We start from the raw sequence: 16,401 nt of genomic DNA on the forward strand, positions 1-16,401 counted from the left end.
GTCTTGATCATTTTGCAAATACCTCCAGCAATCGGGGCGCAATTCTGTCCAGTGGGCGGATTTCAACAGCAGCATCAATCGCCGCCGCCGCTTTTGGCATGCCATACACCGCACAGCTCTGCTGATCCTGGGCGATGGTCAAATAGCCTTGTTCACGCAGTATCTTGAGGCCCTGAGCCCCGTCGCGCCCCATGCCGGTCAGCAGTACGCCGACGGCATCACCATTCCAGTGGCTGGCGACGCTTTCGAAGAACACGTCGATGGAAGGCCGGTAAATCTCGTTCACAGGCTCCGCGGTATAGGCTAGCGTGCCATTTTTCAACAGGCGAATGTGGTGGTTGGTGCCAGCCAGCAGCACCACGCCGTTTTGAGGCGGTTCGCCCTCGCGTGCCAGGCGCACCGGCAGGCCGGAGGCGCTGCTCAGCCATTCGGCCATGCCGGCGGCAAACACCTGGTCCACATGCTGCACCAGCACAATGGCGGCGGGAAAGTCACGGGGCAAACCCTTGAGCAGGATTTCCAGGGCGGCCGGGCCGCCTGCAGAGGAACCAATCGCCACCAGCCTCTGACGTTTGCCAGTGGTGCGCGCTGGCGCGGTTTCGGCGCGTACACGACTGCCACGCTGGCCGATCAGCCAGCCAATATTGAGGATTTTGCGCAGCAACGGCGCCGCCGCATCCTTGGGGTTGCCCACGCCCAGCGCCGGAGTGTCCACCACATCCAGGGCGCCATGGCCCATGGCTTCGAACACGCGACTCATATTCGCTTGGCGATCGACGGTCACCAGCAGAATAGCGCACGGGGTCTCGGCCATGATCTGCCGCGTGGCCTCCACGCCGTCCATCACCGGCATGATCAAGTCCATCAGGATCAGGTCCGGGGTCAATTCGGCGCAGCGCTGCACAGCTTCCAGGCCATTGCTGGCCACCCACACAACCTCGTGGGCCGGCTCTAAACTCAACGCGCGGCGCAAGGCCTCTACCGCCAGGGGCATGTCATTGACGATCGCAATCCTCATGCCCGGGCGCCTCCAATCAGCTCCATCACGGCATCCAGCAACGCATCGTCATGGAAACTGGCCTTAGCTAGATAATAGTCGGCGCCGGCGTCCAGTCCACGACGCCGGTCTTCTTCGCGATCCTTGTACGACACCACCATCACCGGCAACGATTGCAGGCGACTATCACGGCGCAAGAGTGTGACCAATTCGATCCCGTCCATACGAGGCATATCAATGTCAGTGATCAGCAGGTCGAAGTCTTCGGAGCGCAGCGCGTTCCAGCCATCCATGCCATCGACCGCGACCGCCACTTCATAACCACGATTAAGCAACAATTTGCGTTGCAGCTCACGCACGGTGAGCGAATCGTCCACCACCAGCACGCGTTTGCGCGGTGCTTCGGTCGCCTGCTGGCTGCGCCGTGCGATGCGTTCCAGGCGCCCGGTGTTGAGCAATTTATCCACCGAACGCAGCATGTCTTCGACGTCGACGATCAACACCACCGAGCCGTCGTCCAGCAAAGCACCGGCGGAAATATCCTGGACCTTGCCCAGGCGGTCATCCAGCGGCAATACCACCAGGGTGCGCTCACCGATAAAACGCTCCACCGCAATGCCATACACCGCATCGCGCTCGCGGATGACCACCACCTTCAAGGTTTCGTCATTGCTCTGCCCCGGCGGGCGCTGCAACAACTGGCTGGCGGCCACCAGACCGACATGCCGGCCTTCGTGCCAGAAATGCTGGCGCCCTTCCAGTTGCACAATGTCATTCGGCGCCAGGTCGCACATGCGTTCGATGTGCGCCAGCGGGAAGGCATAGGCTTCCTCGCCGACCTCCACCACCAGGCTGCGCACCACCGACAGGGTCAACGGCACTTCCAGGTGGAAGCGGCTGCCCTGCCCCGCCGTCTGCTCCAGCACCACGGCGCCACGCAGTTGGCGGACCATGTGCTGCACCGCATCCAGGCCGACGCCGCGCCCGGACACTTCGGTGACCTTGTCGCGCAGGCTGAAACCCGGCAGGAACAGGAAAGTCAGCAGCTCTTCTTCACTCAAGCGCAGCGCGGTTTCCAGCGGTGACAGGTGCCGGTCGACGATGGTGCCACGCAGACGCTCCAGGTCGACGCCATTGCCGTCGTCGCTTAACTCCAGCACCAGCAAACCGGCTTGATGGGAAGCGCGCAGGCGGATCAAGCCTTCGGCGGGTTTGCCCGCCAACACCCGCTGCTCGGGCATTTCGATGCCATGGTCGACGGCATTGCGCAATAAATGCGTGAGCGGCGCTTCGAGTTTTTCCAGTACGTCGCGGTCGACCTGGGTCTTTTCACCCTCGATCTCCAGGCGCACCTGCTTGCCAAGGCTGCGGCCAAGGTCACGCACCATGCGCACCTGGCCGGCGAGCACATCGGCAAACGGTCGCATGCGGCAGGCCAGCGCGGTGTCATAAAGCACCTGGGCACGCTGGCCGGCCTGCCAGCCGAACTCATCCAGCTCGGCGGTTTTATCCGCCAGCAACGCCTGGGCTTCACTTAACAGACGGCGCGTGTCGGCCAGGGCTTCCTGGGCTTCCAGGCTCAAGTTCATGGTCTTGAGTTGGCCATCGAGCGTGTCCAAGGCGCGCGCGCTGTTGCTTTGAATGCGCTTGAGGCGCTGCAGGCTCACCAGGTAAGGCTTGAGCCGCTGGGTCTCCACCAAGGACTTGCTCGACAGGTCGAGCAGGCTGTTCAAGCGCTGGGCGGTGACGCGCAGCACGCGCTCCCCACCTTCGGTCAGGCGTTTGTTCGGGCGCGGCAGGTCAGTGCTGACCGGCGGCACAGGCTCTGGCTCAGGCTCCGGCGGCAACGCTTCAATCACCGGCGCAGGTTCGGGAGCGGCGGGGGCTGGTGTGGCGTTGACAATCGGCTGCGACGGATCCAGCAGGCGTTCCATCAGCGCTACATAGCCTTGAATGTCCGCTGGCCCGACATTATTGCCCGGCGTGGCGATGCGCATCAGCAGGTCGGTGCCCTGCAGCAAGGCGTCGATATGCTCAGGTTGCAGGTACAGGCGGTTTTCCTGGGCGCTGACCAGGCAGTCCTCCATCACATGGGCCACGCTGACCCCGGCGTCCACGCCGACAATCCGCGCCGCGCCCTTGAGCGAGTGCGCGGCGCGCATGCATGCCTCAAGCTGGTCAGCCTGGGTGGGGTTGCGTTCCAGGGCCAGCAGGCCCGCGCTCAACACCTGGGTTTGCGCATCGGCTTCCAGGCTGAACAGCTCCAGCAGCGAGGCATCGCGCATCTGGTCGGGGGTCATGTGAGGCTCCGGGTCACGGCAGACAACAATTGCGCCTCGTCCAGCCAACGCAGGCTGCGGCCTTTCCACTGCAACACGCCTTGGGTAAAGCGCGCGCTGGCCTGGGTGCCGGAAGCCGACGCGGCCTTCAAGGTGCGCTCATCGATGGCATGGATGCCGTCGACTTCATCCACCGGTACCACCACCGGGCCGTCCTGGGCAGCAATAATCAACATGCGCGGCATCACTCGCGCGCCGGTAGCGCCTGTGCTGGCCGGGTCCAGCCCCAGCAGTTCCACGAGTGACAGGCACGCCACCAGCGCACCGCGCACATTCGCAACGCCCAGTAATGCGCGGGAACGTTGGTGCGGCAACGAGTGAATCGGCTGCAGTGGCGCCACCTCCACCAGGCATCGCGTGGCAATGCCCAGCCACTCTTCACCCAGACGAAACATCAGGATCGAACGGGTGACGATGTCTTCGTCAACTTCCGCGGCTGCATACGCCTGTCGGTCGTCCTGCTGCAACGCATAACGGTCAAGCAGGCGCGTGGCGGCGGCGGAATACACCGAGCAGTTGCGGCAGTGGATATGTTCGGCGAGCAACGGGCAGGACTTGTCGCCATGGATGCCGATGCGGTTCCAGCAGTCGTCGATGGCTTGGGTGTCGGCCAGGGTCAGGTCCAGACCTGCGGTGTCGAGCGCATCAAGGTTATTCATCGTTTGGACTCACTGTCTGCACGCTCGCTACGCGCGGCGCGCGCCTGCAAGCGACGCGCGCCCGCACTGTCACCCTGGGACTCGAGCAATGCGGCCAAGTGCATCAAGGCCTGCGGGTGCTGCGGTTCCAGGTACAAGGCTTTGCGGTAATAACCCTGGGCTTCCAGGGCGCTGCCGGCCACGTCGCTGAGCAGCCCCAGCCAGTAAAACACCTGGGCTGCCGGCGGGTGGTTACTCAAATACTGTTCACACGCGGCACGGGCCTCAGCACTTTTGCCTTCGTTAGCCAACGTAGCGATGCGGCTGAGCAAATCGCCCGCATCGCTGTGCGGCGCCTTGATCGGCACCACTTGGGCACTCGCGGTGCTGAACGGGCGCGGCTTGGCAGGAATCGGTGCCGCGCTGCGCTGGGGGATGGGCAGGGGCACAAATACCGGTTCAGGCTTGACCGGCTCGGTATGCCGACTGAATGCAAAGGATTGCGGCACGCCAATCGAGCGCATGCCATGGCGCCCCAGCAGGCTGCCCTCGGCGGGGCCGATAAACAGCACGCCGTCCTCATGGGTCAGGCTCTTGAGCACATCGAACACTTGCTTCTGGGTGGGCTGGTCGAAGTAGATCAGCAGGTTGCGGCAGAACACAAAATCGTAGGTGGGCTCATTGGCCAGCAACGCCGGGTCGAGCAAATTGCCGACTTGCAGACGCACTTGTTCGCGCACCCGCTCGGCAATGTGGTAACCATCGGGCTGTTCGCTGAAGTGACGCTCGCGAAACTCGATATCGCCGCCGCGAAAGGAGTTCTTGCCATACACCCCACGCTTGGCGCGCTCCACCGACAATGGGCTGACGTCCAGCCCCAATACTTTGAACTGGTGCGGCGCCAGCCCGGCATCGAGCAAGGCCATGGCAATCGAATAAGGCTCCTCGCCCGTGGAACACGGTAGGCTGAGAATGCGCAGGGCGCGCATCTGCTTGATCGCCGCCAGGCGCTCCCTGGCCAAGCGCGCCAAGGTGGCAAAGGACTCGGGATAGCGGAAAAACCAGGTCTCGGGAACGATCACCGCTTCGATCAGCGCCTGCTGCTCATCCTGCGAACTCTGCAAATGCTGCCAGTAATCCTGCACGGTCTGCGCCTGCACGGCCTGGCTGCGCTGGCGCACCGCACGCTCAATGATCGCTTCGCCCACCGAGGCGACGTCCAAACCAATGCGGTCCTTCAAGAAGGCAAAAAAGCGTGGGTCGTTGCTCATAAGCTTAGCTCGCTGGCAAACAGCAAGGCGCGCACGTCGTCGGTGAGCAAGTCGGCCACGCCGATCCACTGCATCAAACCCAACGCATCTTCACGCACCGGCCCCAGGTACGGCGCCTCGCGATTATCCAGGCCATAAGGCTGAAACTCGGCCGGGTCGCAACGCAGGGTGTCGGTGGCCTGCTCCAGGACCAACCCCAGCCAGCGTGGCTCGATCCAAGGTTGCGGCTGGTAGTTGACCAGCACCAGCCGTGTGCTGGTGCGGGCCTGGGCCGGTTTGCCGAAGGTCAACGCACACAGGTCGACAACCGGCACCAGCGCGCCACGATGGGCAAAGATCCCCGCCACCCACAGCGGTGCATGGGCGATGGGTTTGAGTGGCAGGCGCGGTAGCACCTCGGCCACCTCCGTGGCTTTGAGGGCATAACGTTCGCCGCCGATGTGGAACACCAGAAACAACGCCTTTTTCGCTGCCGGGACGACGCCGCGTTTAGCCGCAAGGTCGCTCATCAGACTTTGAAACGCGACACGCCGCTGCGCAGACCGACCGCAACCTGGCTCAGTTCATCAATGGCAAAACTGGCCTGGCGCAGGGATTCCACGGTCTGGCTGCTGGCATCGCCCAGTTGCACCAGCGCATGGTTGATCTGTTCGGCGCCGGTGGCCTGGGCCTGCATGCCTTCGTTGACCATCAATACCCGCGGCGCCAAGGCCTGTACCTGATGGATGATCTGCGACAGCTGTTCGCCCACTTGCTGCACTTCGAACATGCCGCGACGCACTTCTTCGGAGAACTTGTCCATGCCCATCACGCCCGCTGACACTGCCGACTGGATCTCGCGCACCATCTGCTCGATGTCGTAGGTGGCCACGGCGGTCTGGTCGGCCAGACGGCGCACTTCGGTGGCCACCACGGCAAACCCGCGTCCGTACTCGCCAGCCTTCTCGGCTTCAATGGCGGCGTTGAGCGACAGCAGGTTGGTCTGGTCGGCCACCTTGACGATGGTCACCACCACTTGGTTGATGTTGCCGGCCTTCTCATTGAGGATCGCCAGCTTGGCGTTCACAAGGTCAGCGGCGCCCATCACCGAGTGCATGGTTTCTTCCATACGCGCCAGGCCTTGCTGGCCGGAGCCGGCAGCGACCGACGCCTGGTCGGCGGCGGTGGACACTTCGGTCATGGTGCGCACCAAGTCCTTGGACGTGGCGGCAATTTCCCGTGATGTCGCGCCGATCTCGGTGGTAGTGGCCGCCGTTTCGGTGGCCGTGGCCTGTTGTTGCTTGGAGGTGGCGGCAATCTCGGTCACCGAGGTAGTCACCTGCACCGACGAACGCTGGGCCTGGGAAACCAGGGCGGTCAGCTCGGTCATCATGTCGTTGAAGCCGGTTTCGACAGCGCCGAATTCGTCCTTGCGCTCAAGGTTCAAGCGCTTGCTCAGGTCGCCCGTGCGCATGGTTTCGAGGATTTCGACGATGCGATTCATCGGCGCCATGATCGCGCGCATCAGCAGCAGGCCGCACAGGCCCGCTGCGAGAATGGCCACGACCAACGATACGAACATGCTGACTTTGGCGGCGGCCACCGCTTCATCGATGGCGGCGGTGGCGTTATCGGCGACCTGTTTGTTTTCATTGATAATGTCATTGAGCTTCATGCGGCCTGCGGTCCAGGCGGGCGTGAGTTGCTCGTCGAACAGCTTTTGCGCCTCAACGCCGTTGTTAGCCTGATGGGCGTCCAGTACCAGGGCAAGAATCTTGTTGTAGTTCTGGTGGAGCTTTTCGAAGGCGTCGAACTCAGTGCGATCCTGATCAATATTGATCGTGCTCGCGTAACTGGCCATGTGCTGTTCCAAACGTGCCTCAAACGACTTGTAGTCCTGTTTGTCGGCTTCCGAGATGCCCTGACTTCGGTGGGCACCGACCAATTCCTGGGTTTGCAGGTAGCTGTCGACCCAGGCGCTGCGGATCATCGAACTGAAAAATACCCCGGGTACGGCGTCATCCCGGACCGAGTTTTCGCTGACTTCAATCTTCAGCAGGCGCGAATACGAGACCACGACCATCAACAGCATGATCGCGATAATTACCGCAAAGCTCGCCAAAATCCTTTGGCGCAAGGTCCAGTTCTTCACAGTAATTCCTCGAAGGGCCGATCAAATGCCGAGGAGTATAGCTGAGCGGGTGCCCGCATTTATCAACAGGTTTTGATGTCGCGCTCACAGAACGCAAAAACACTGTGCAGGTGACGCAGAGCGTCACGGGCTGCGCTCCCACGCAGAGCGTGGGAGCGATCATTCAGGAGGTCAGAGCGTGGCTTGGCGTACCTGTTTTTCCAGCTCGGCCTTTAAGCCGGGCTCAAGCTTGAGCTGGCGCGCCAGCTCGTCCAGGTAAGCTTTTTCCATGAAGTTCTCTTCGTCCACCAGCATCACGCTGGCGATGTACATCTCGGCGGCCATTTCCGGAGTGCTCGCTGCGCGCGCCACATCAGCGGGATCCAGAGGCTTGTTCAGCTCGGCGTGCAGCCAGCTTTGCAGTTCACGGTCGTTATCCAGCTTGGTGAATTCGCCTTCAATCAAAGCGCGCTCTCGCTCGTCTACATGCCCGTCGGCTTTGGCGGCGGCGACCAGCGCCTTGAGAATGCCCTGACTGTGTTGTTCGACCTGGGCCGGTGGCAGGCGGTCGATGGTTTGCGGCTCGCCTTGGGGTGCGCCGGCCTGCTGCGCCTGCCAGTTGCCGTAAGCCTTGTAGGCGATAACTCCGAGTGCTGCCAGCCCGCCATAGGTGAGCACCTTGCCACCGAACTTGCGCGCCTTCTTGTTACCCAGCAGCAGCCCCATCGCGCCCGCCGCCAGGGCACCGCCACCCGCACCGCCAAGCAAACTGCCGAGCCCACCGCCGCCGAGCAAGCCGCCAAGGGCGCTTTTGTCGTCCGATTTGCGTTGCCCGCCCGCCTTGTTTTGCAACATGTCCTGGCCGGATTTGAGCAACTGATCGAGCAATCCACGGGTATTCATGCGTAGCCTCCAGACACTTGGGTTCGTAGGACCAATAGGCTCCCAGCGTAAAACTAAGTGCCAAAAAGCCGCGATCTAGAGTGCTTCCAGATGTAACGCCGGCAGCGCGTATTTGAAACGTCTTGTTTCACATGCAACGCCATCACCCCGCCATCAATCAATTTTCCTTCTGCATCGAACCGCTTAAGCTATCCGGCGTCTGTTTATTGTCCGTTGCGTTTGGTCGAAGGCATGTCCGAACCGTTATTTATGATCCGTTACGTGCCAGGAACGGCGCGGGATTTGCTCACGACAGGTTGTCTCTATGCACCGCAGGAATTTGCTCAAAGCGTCCATGGCCATTGCGGCTTACACCGGCTTGTCGGCCAGTGGCCTGTTGGCCGCGCAGGCCTGGGCCGGGAACCGTGCCGCCGATGGCAAGGCCGTGGCGTTCGACTTCGAAACGCTCAAGGCCCAGGCCAGGCAGCTCGCCGCCAACGCGTATAAAGACACCAAACAGGTGCTGCCACCGACGCTGGCAACCATGACCCCGCAGAATTTCAATGCCATTGGCTACGACGGCAACCATTCGCTGTGGAAGGAGCTGAACGGCCAGCTCGACGTGCAGTTTTTCCACGTCGGCATGGGCTTCAAGACGCCAGTACGCATGCACAGCGTCGACCCCAAGACCCGCGAAGCCCGCGAGGTGCATTTCCGCCCGTCGCTGTTCAACTATGCCAAGACCACGGTGGACACCAAGCAGCTGACCGGCGACCTGGGTTTCTCCGGTTTCAAGCTGTTCAAGGCGCCGGAACTGGATCGCCATGACGTGCTGTCGTTTCTCGGCGCCAGTTACTTCCGTGCGGTGGACGCAACCGGCCAGTACGGCCTCTCCGCACGCGGCCTGGCGATTGATACCTACGCGAAAAAACGCGAGGAATTCCCCGACTTCACGCAATTCTGGTTCGAAACCCCGAGCAAGGACGCCACGCGTTTTGTGGTCTACGCCCTGCTCGACTCGCCGAGCGCCACCGGTGCCTACCGCTTTGACATCGACTGCCAGGCCAACCAGGTGGTCATGGCCATCGACGCGCATATCAATGCGCGCACCGCCATCGAGCAACTGGGCATCGCGCCGATGACCAGCATGTTCAGCTGCGGTACCCATGAACGCCGGATGTGCGACACCATCCACCCGCAAATCCACGACTCGGACCGTTTGGCCATGTGGCGTGGCAACGGCGAGTGGATCTGCCGTCCACTGAACAACCCGGCCAAGCTGCAGTTCAACGCTTTTGCCGACACCGACCCGAAAGGTTTCGGCCTGGTACAGACCGACCATGAGTTCGCCAGCTACCAGGACACTGTGGACTGGTACAGCAAGCGCCCTAGCCTGTGGGTGGAACCCACCACCGCCTGGGGCGAAGGCTCGATCGACCTGCTGGAAATCCCCACCACCGGCGAAACCCTGGACAACATCGTGGCCTTCTGGACCCCAAAAAAGCCCGTGGCCGCAGGCGAATCACTCAACTATGGCTACAAGCTGTACTGGAGCGCGCTGCCGCCGGTGAGCACACCGCTGGCGCAAGTGGATGCCACCCGTTCCGGCATGGGCGGTTTTACCGAAGGCTGGGCACCGGGCGAGCATTACCCCGAAGTGTGGGCGCGCCGCTTTGCCGTGGACTTCAAGGGCGGTGGCCTGGATCGCCTGCCGGCCGGCACCGGGATCGAACCGGTGGTGACCTGCTCCCACGGTGAAGTCAAAGACTTCAGTGTGCTGGTGCTGGACAACATCAAGGGCTATCGCATTCTGTTCGATTGGTACCCGACCAGCGACAGTGTGGAACCGGTTGAACTGCGGCTGTTTATCCGCACCCAGGACCGCACCTTGAGTGAAACCTGGCTGTATCAGTACTTCCCGCCGGCACCGGACCAGCGTAAGTACAGCTGATACGCGCCAACAGAGCGCTCCCACGCTCCCGCGTGGGAGCGCATCCCGTGGTGATAGCAGGACGCGGAGCGTCCTGGGCTGCATTCCCACGCAGAGCGTGGGAACGAGCTTATGCCGTTAAAACCGCGACACGCTCTTCATTGCGCCGATCAAATAGCGCATCGCCACCTGATCGTTTTCGGTCAGGGCGCGATACTGCGCCAGCAACTCCACCTCATCCGAACTCAACCTTCGCCCCCGCAAGGACATCCGGCGACTCCAAAAAGACGCCACCGCACCCGCTACGCCATAAGACTTGGTCATGGACCGTTACTCCTGATATCAGTCAATTACTCCTGGTGCCCATTCCCTACGCTCATGAAGCGCAATGGCTTCAAGGACAAACAGCCTGACTCCCTGGGCCAGAAATCACACTTACCCTAAGCGTAGAAACAATCTCGTCACGTGTGGGATTTTTTTAGAGTATTCACTTAAAAAATTACTTCGGTAACAAATACCTACAACCCTTTCTCACGCAGCGACCGCTAAAGGTGGATATCGGGAAGCTCTTGCGCATCAGCTGCGGATCAGGCATGCGTTAAACGCGGGCAACAAAAAACCCACCGAGTCGGGTGGGTTTATTGCAGGCAGACGCGGGTTCAATCCCTCAGGTCAGACTCGTGAATCGGCTGATCACGGTGAGTCGCCCGCTGGTACTGCGCGGGCCAGATGGCTTTGCGCCCACCCAAGTCATCGTCGGCATGCAGCGGCCAGTAAGGGTCACGCAACAGCTCACGGGCGAGGAAGATGATGTCGGCCTGGCAGGTGCGCAGTATGTGTTCAGCCTGGGCCGGTTCGGTAATCATACCCACCGTGCCGGTGGCGATACCCGACTCTTTGCGCACGCGCTCGGCAAACCGCGTCTGGTAGCCCGGGCCGGTGGGAATCTCGGCGTTGGCGGCGGTGCCACCGGAGGACACGTCGATCAGGTCCACGCCGAGTTCTTTGAGGCGGCGCGCCAGCTCTACGGTTTCATCGGGGTTCCAGCCGTCTTCGACCCAATCGGTGGCCGATACCCGCACAAACAGCGGCAGCTCCTGGGGCCAGACGGCGCGCACGGCGGTGGTCACTTCGAGCACCAGGCGGATACGGTTTTCAAACGAGCCGCCGTAGTGGTCCTGGCGCTGGTTGCTGATCGGCGAGAGGAATTGATGCAACAGGTAACCGTGGGCAGCGTGGATCTCCACCACTTCGAAACCGGCGGTCAGCGCGCGTTTGGCGGCGGCGACAAAGTCGGCAATCACCTGCTGGATCTGCCCTTCATCCAGTGGCCTGGGTTGCGTGTGGTTCGGGTCAAAGGCAATCGGCGAAGGGCCCACCGGCACCCAGCCGCCCTCCTCCGGCTTGACGCTGCCGTGCTTGCCGATCCACGGCCGATGGGTGCTGGCCTTGCGCCCGGCATGTGCCAGCTGGATGCCCGCCACCGCGCCTTGAGCAGCAATAAAGCGGGTGATGCGCTGCAGCGGTTCGATCTGCGCGTCGTTCCACAGGCCCAGGTCCTGGGCGGTGATGCGGCCATCGGCGGTGACGGCGGTGGCTTCGGTAAAAATCAGCCCGGCACCACCGACGGCGCGGCTGCCCAGGTGCACCAGGTGCCAGTCATTGGCCAAGCCATCGTCGGACGAGTATTGGCACATCGGCGAGACGGCGATGCGGTTGAGCAAGGTCAATTGACGGAGGGTGTAGGGTTCGAGCAGCTGACTCATGGCGCACCTCTTCTGGGTTCTGTGGGCACTATTCAAACAGTGCTTAGAGCCTAGTCGACAACGGTGGATTGCACAGGGTTCAGAAAGGAAAGCGGGAGCCGAATGCCGGCTCCCGTGTTGCAAAAGATTACATCTCGACCTGGGTGCCCAGCTCGATCACCCGGTTTACCGGGAGTTTGAAGAAGCGCAGGTTGCCGTTGGCGTTTTTCAACATGAACGCAAACAAGCTCTCACGCCAACGGGCCATGCCCTTGATGCGCGAGGCGATCACCGTTTCACGGCTGAGGAAGTAGGTGGTGCGCATCGGGCTGAAATCCAGATCGTCCAGGTGGCACAGCTTCAGCGCTTCGGGCACGTCCGGCTCATCGGTAAAGCCAAAATGCAGGATCACCCGGAAGAAGCCTTCGCCGTAGGCGTCCACCTCAAAGCGCCGCGAGGCAGGCACACGCGGAATGTCTTCGTAGACCACCGTGAGCATCACCACTTGCTCATGCAACACCTGGTTATGCAGCAGGTTGTGCAACAGCGCGTGGGGCACGGCATCGGGCCGCGCGGTGAGGAACACCGCAGTGCCCTGCACGCGATGAGGCGGTTGCACGCGGATACTGCTGATAAAGATCGGCAACGGCAGCCCGCCTTCGTCGAGGCGGTCCATCAACAGTTCCTTGCCGCGCTTCCAGGTGGTCATCAGCACAAACAGCACAATCCCCGCCAACACCGGGAAGGCACCGCCCTGCACGATCTTTGGCACGTTGGCGGCGAAGAACAGGCCGTCCACCAACAGGAAGCCGATCAGCACCGGAATCGCCAGCACCGGCGGCCACTTCCAGAGCAGCAGCATCACCGCCGACACCAGGATGCTGGTAATCAACATGGTGCCGGTGACTGCCACGCCGTAGGCGGAGGCCAGGGCATTGGAGGATTCGAAGCCGAGCACCAGCAGGATCACGCCGACCATCAGCGACCAGTTCACCGCGCCGATGTAGATCTGGCCTTGCTCGGCGCTGGAGGTGTGCTGGATATGCATGCGCGGGATGTAACCCAACTGGATCGCCTGACGCGTCAGCGAGAACGCGCCGGAAATCACCGCCTGGGATGCAATCACGGTGGCCAGGGTCGACAGCGCGACCAATGGCACCAAGGCCCATTCCGGCGCGAGCAAGTAGAACGGGTTGCGCGCCGCTTCGGGGTTTTCCAGCAGCAACGCGCCCTGGCCGAAGTAATTGAGCACCAGCGCCGGCAGCACCAGGGCGAACCAGGCGCGGGCGATCGGCTTGCGGCCGAAGTGGCCCATGTCGGCGTACAGCGCTTCGGCACCGGTCAAGGCCAGCACCACGGCGCCAAGAATCGCGACGCCCATGCCCGGATGGGACACAAAGAAACGCACGCCCCACACGGGGTTCAGCGCATTGAGCACCTCGGGATGTTGCAGGATGCCGTGCACGCCAAGACCGCCCAGCACCAGGAACCACACCACCATCACCGGCCCGAACAGCTTGCCGATGCGGTCAGTGCCGTGTTTCTGGATCAGGAACAGCCCCACCAGCACCACCAGCGACAGCGGCACCACCCAACGTTCAATCCCGTCAAAGGCCAGTTCCAGGCCTTCAACCGCCGACAATACCGAGATCGCCGGGGTAATCATGCTGTCGCCGTAGAACAGCGCCGCACCGATCAAGCCGAGGATCACCAGCACCGAACGCAACCTGGGGTACGGCGACGCCGCCCGTCGCGCCAGCGCCGTCAGGGCCATGATGCCGCCTTCGCCCTGGTTGTCCGCGCGCAGGATAAACAGCACGTACTTGATCGACACGACCCACACCAGCGACCAGAAAATCAGCGCCAGAATGCCAAAGACCCCGTCGTGATTGACTTGAACCCCATAACCACCGGTAAACACTTCTTTAAGGGTATAGAGCGGGCTGGTACCGATATCGCCGTAAACCACCCCGACCGCCGCCACCAGCATGCCAATCGGCTTTGCATTGGAATGCTCGGCACCTGCTGCCTGACTATTTGCCTGACCCATCAACCACTCCTGCCCTTTGACCTGAGGTCTTTTATAAACAACGCGCCTAAGCTGACCCTAGCATGCGCTGTTTTACTTCTCGTAACAGACGTTTTATTGACCCCGGGGTTTCACCCGTGCGCAACGGCGCGAAGCATAGCGCAGCACTCGTCGCATTTCCCCGTATAAAGCTGGTCAAGCGCGCTGCCCGTCGATAGAATTGCGCACTTTTTGATCAGAGGCGCACCAAGCGCCCGTCTACCGCCATGTCGTGCCCGACTGGCGGCGTCATTCAATACCGAGGTTAGACATGTCCACCACCATCGCAAAAGCCAACCCAAAGGTCGGCTTTGTATCCCTGGGTTGCCCGAAGGCTCTCGTTGACTCCGAGCGCATCCTCACGCAACTGCGTATGGAAGGCTATGACGTCGTGTCCACTTATCAGGATGCCGACGTGGTGGTGGTCAACACCTGCGGCTTCATCGACTCGGCCAAGGCTGAATCGCTGGAAGTGATCGGCGAAGCCATCAAGGAAAACGGCAAGGTCATCGTCACCGGCTGCATGGGCGTGGAAGAAGGCAATATCCGCAACGTGCACCCAAGCGTGCTGGCGGTAACCGGCCCGCAGCAGTACGAGCAGGTGGTCAACGCCGTGCACGACGTGGTGCCGCCGCGTCAGGACCACAACCCGCTGATCGACCTGGTGCCGCCGCAAGGCATCAAGCTGACGCCGCGCCACTACGCGTACCTGAAGATTTCCGAAGGCTGCAACCACAGCTGCAGCTTCTGCATCATCCCGTCGATGCGCGGCAAGCTGGTCAGCCGCCCGGTGGGCGATGTATTAGACGAAGCCCAGCGCCTGGTCAAATCCGGTGTTAAAGAGCTGTTGGTGATCTCCCAGGACACCAGCGCCTACGGCGTCGACGTGAAATACCGCACCGGCTTCTGGAACGGCGCGCCGGTGAAAACCCGCATGACCGAACTGTGCGAAGCCTTGAGCAGCCTGGGCGTGTGGGTGCGCCTGCACTACGTTTACCCGTACCCGCACGTGGACGAGCTGATCCCGTTGATGGCCGCCGGCAAGATCCTGCCGTACCTGGACATTCCGTTCCAGCACGCCAGCCCGAAAATCCTCAAGGCCATGAAACGCCCGGCCTTCGAAGACAAGACCCTGGCGCGCATCAAGAACTGGCGCGAGATCTGCCCGGAGCTGATCATCCGTTCGACCTTCATCGTCGGCTTCCCTGGCGAAACCGAAGAAGACTTCCAGTACCTGCTGGACTGGCTGACCGAAGCGCAGCTGGATCGCGTCGGTTGCTTCCAGTACTCGCCGGTCGAAGGAGCCCCGGCCAACCTGCTGGATGCGGCCATCGTGCCGGACGACGTCAAGCAGGACCGCTGGGAGCGCTTCATGGCGCATCAGCAGGCCATCAGCTCCGCACGCCTGCAACTGCGCATCGGCAAGGAAATCGAAGTGCTGATCGACGAAGTCGACGAGCAAGGCGCAGTGGGCCGTTGCTTCTTCGATGCGCCGGAAATCGACGGTAACGTGTTTATCGACGATGCCAGCGGCTTGAAGCCGGGCGATAAGGTCTGGTGCACCGTGACGGATGCCGACGAGTACGACCTGTGGGCTGAAAAGCGCGACTAGCTCTGCGCACGCAAAGCGTCCGGCGAGGCATTCCCACGCAGAGCGTGGGAACGATCGGCGTGAAAAATTGAAAAAGCCTCGTGTCTGAGCAAGATGCGGGGCTTTTTTAGGTCTATCGTTTGCCCATCAGCGCCGATCATCGGCAAGGGGCAGCGGGCATGCGTCAGCATTCGGTTATCCACACACCTAAAACCAGCGACTACCAGCAATTGGCGCAGATCTGGGAAGACTCCGTGCGAGCGACCCATGACTTTTTGCCGGACAGCTACATCGTACTGCTCAAGGAGCTGGTGCTGACGCGCTACCTGGACGCGGTGATGCTGATCTGCACCAAGGACGCGCGCCAGCGCATCACCGGGTTTGCCGGGGTGGCGGCGGGCAAGGTCGAGATGCTGTTTATCGACCCGCAACACCGTGGCCAGGGCTTGGGCCAGCAATTGCTGAGTTATGCGATCGAGCACCTGAATGCCGATGCGCTGGACGTCAACGAGCAAAACCCGCAGGCCCTGGGGTTTTACTTCAAGCAGGGTTTCGAGGTGGTCGGACGGGCGGAACATGATGGCTTGGGCCAGCCGTATCCGTTGCTGCATATGCGCTTGCGCCAACAGCAACGGCGCAGTGGCTGACACAACACAGCGCCAATGTGGGAGCGTGCTTGTGTGGGAGCTGGCTTGCCTGCGATGGCATCACCTCGATTCCAAATGCACGACCGAGGTGTCTGCATCGCGGGCAAGCCCGACTCCCACACAGGCCAGCGCCCACAAAAAGCCACTACGCTGAAATGGGTCCGGGATTAACCGCGCCCACAC

At 61.7% G+C, this 16,401-nt stretch carries 13 protein-coding genes; 3 read left to right on the forward strand and 10 right to left on the reverse strand.

Features of this window, described 5'->3' with window-relative positions; translation table 11 throughout:
* Positions 1 to 7: 7 nt before the first annotated feature.
* From HX790_RS04710 to HX790_RS04740, 7 genes are all read right to left on the reverse strand, one after another.
* Positions 8 to 1,018 (reverse strand): chemotaxis response regulator protein-glutamate methylesterase, encoded by a 1,011-nt coding sequence (locus tag HX790_RS04710; RefSeq protein ID WP_017137098.1) that lies wholly within the window; start codon positions 1,016 to 1,018, stop codon positions 8 to 10.
* Entirely contained in the window at positions 1,015 to 3,297 is a 2,283-nt protein-coding gene (locus tag HX790_RS04715) for a hybrid sensor histidine kinase/response regulator (protein WP_176991292.1), read from the reverse strand. Before HX790_RS04715 ends, HX790_RS04710 begins: the two co-directional genes overlap by 4 nt.
* On the reverse strand, positions 3,294 to 3,995 hold the full coding sequence (locus HX790_RS04720; protein WP_017137096.1) for a chemotaxis protein CheW: 702 nt from the start codon (positions 3,993 to 3,995) through the stop codon (positions 3,294 to 3,296). Before HX790_RS04720 ends, HX790_RS04715 begins: the two co-directional genes overlap by 4 nt.
* Complete coding sequence (locus HX790_RS04725; protein WP_017137095.1) at positions 3,992 to 5,245, reverse strand: protein-glutamate O-methyltransferase CheR; 1,254 nt, start codon at positions 5,243 to 5,245, stop codon at positions 3,992 to 3,994. Before HX790_RS04725 ends, HX790_RS04720 begins: the two co-directional genes overlap by 4 nt.
* On the reverse strand, positions 5,242 to 5,754 hold the full coding sequence (locus HX790_RS04730) for a chemotaxis protein CheW (protein ID WP_017137094.1): 513 nt from the start codon (positions 5,752 to 5,754) through the stop codon (positions 5,242 to 5,244). The genes HX790_RS04725 and HX790_RS04730 overlap by 4 nt, the downstream gene beginning before the upstream one ends.
* Positions 5,754 to 7,376 (reverse strand): methyl-accepting chemotaxis protein, encoded by a 1,623-nt coding sequence (locus HX790_RS04735; protein ID WP_099548538.1) that lies wholly within the window; start codon positions 7,374 to 7,376, stop codon positions 5,754 to 5,756. Before HX790_RS04735 ends, HX790_RS04730 begins: the two co-directional genes overlap by 1 nt.
* Positions 7,377 to 7,547: 171 nt before the next feature.
* Complete coding sequence (locus HX790_RS04740; protein WP_176991293.1) at positions 7,548 to 8,258, reverse strand: tellurite resistance TerB family protein; 711 nt, start codon at positions 8,256 to 8,258, stop codon at positions 7,548 to 7,550.
* Between the two features lie 304 nt (positions 8,259 to 8,562).
* On the opposite strand from HX790_RS04740, the gene HX790_RS04745 reads away from it, so the two are divergent.
* A complete protein-coding gene (locus HX790_RS04745; protein ID WP_017137091.1) occupies positions 8,563 to 10,188 on the forward strand; it encodes a glucan biosynthesis protein D in 1,626 nt (541 codons plus the stop codon).
* Between the two features lie 117 nt (positions 10,189 to 10,305).
* Here HX790_RS04745 and HX790_RS04750 read toward each other — a convergent pair whose 3' ends face one another.
* The 3 genes from HX790_RS04750 to HX790_RS04760 all read right to left on the reverse strand — a co-directional run bounded on the left by HX790_RS04750 (position 10,306) and on the right by HX790_RS04760 (position 13,962).
* Complete coding sequence (locus HX790_RS04750; protein WP_017137090.1) at positions 10,306 to 10,491, reverse strand: hypothetical protein; 186 nt, start codon at positions 10,489 to 10,491, stop codon at positions 10,306 to 10,308.
* Positions 10,492 to 10,826: 335 nt separating this feature from the next.
* On the reverse strand, positions 10,827 to 11,933 hold the full coding sequence (locus tag HX790_RS04755) for an NADH:flavin oxidoreductase/NADH oxidase (RefSeq protein ID WP_017137089.1): 1,107 nt from the start codon (positions 11,931 to 11,933) through the stop codon (positions 10,827 to 10,829).
* Positions 11,934 to 12,060: 127 nt separating this feature from the next.
* Positions 12,061 to 13,962, reverse strand: coding sequence for a potassium transporter Kup (locus tag HX790_RS04760; RefSeq protein ID WP_017137088.1), 1,902 nt, complete (start codon positions 13,960 to 13,962; stop codon positions 12,061 to 12,063).
* Positions 13,963 to 14,251: 289 nt separating this feature from the next.
* Here HX790_RS04760 and rimO point away from each other — a divergent pair, with 289 nt between their 5' ends.
* Positions 14,252 to 15,592 (forward strand): 30S ribosomal protein S12 methylthiotransferase RimO, encoded by a 1,341-nt coding sequence (gene rimO, locus HX790_RS04765; protein WP_017137087.1) that lies wholly within the window; start codon positions 14,252 to 14,254, stop codon positions 15,590 to 15,592.
* A gap of 158 nt (positions 15,593 to 15,750) precedes the next feature.
* A complete protein-coding gene (locus tag HX790_RS04770) occupies positions 15,751 to 16,218 on the forward strand; it encodes a GNAT family N-acetyltransferase (RefSeq protein ID WP_017137085.1) in 468 nt (155 codons plus the stop codon).
* Positions 16,219 to 16,401: the final 183 nt, after the last annotated feature.

The sequence above is a fragment of the Pseudomonas sp. IPO3747 genome (assembly GCF_013385245.1).
GTDB classification, from domain to species: Bacteria; Pseudomonadota; Gammaproteobacteria; order Pseudomonadales; family Pseudomonadaceae; genus Aquipseudomonas; species Aquipseudomonas edaphica.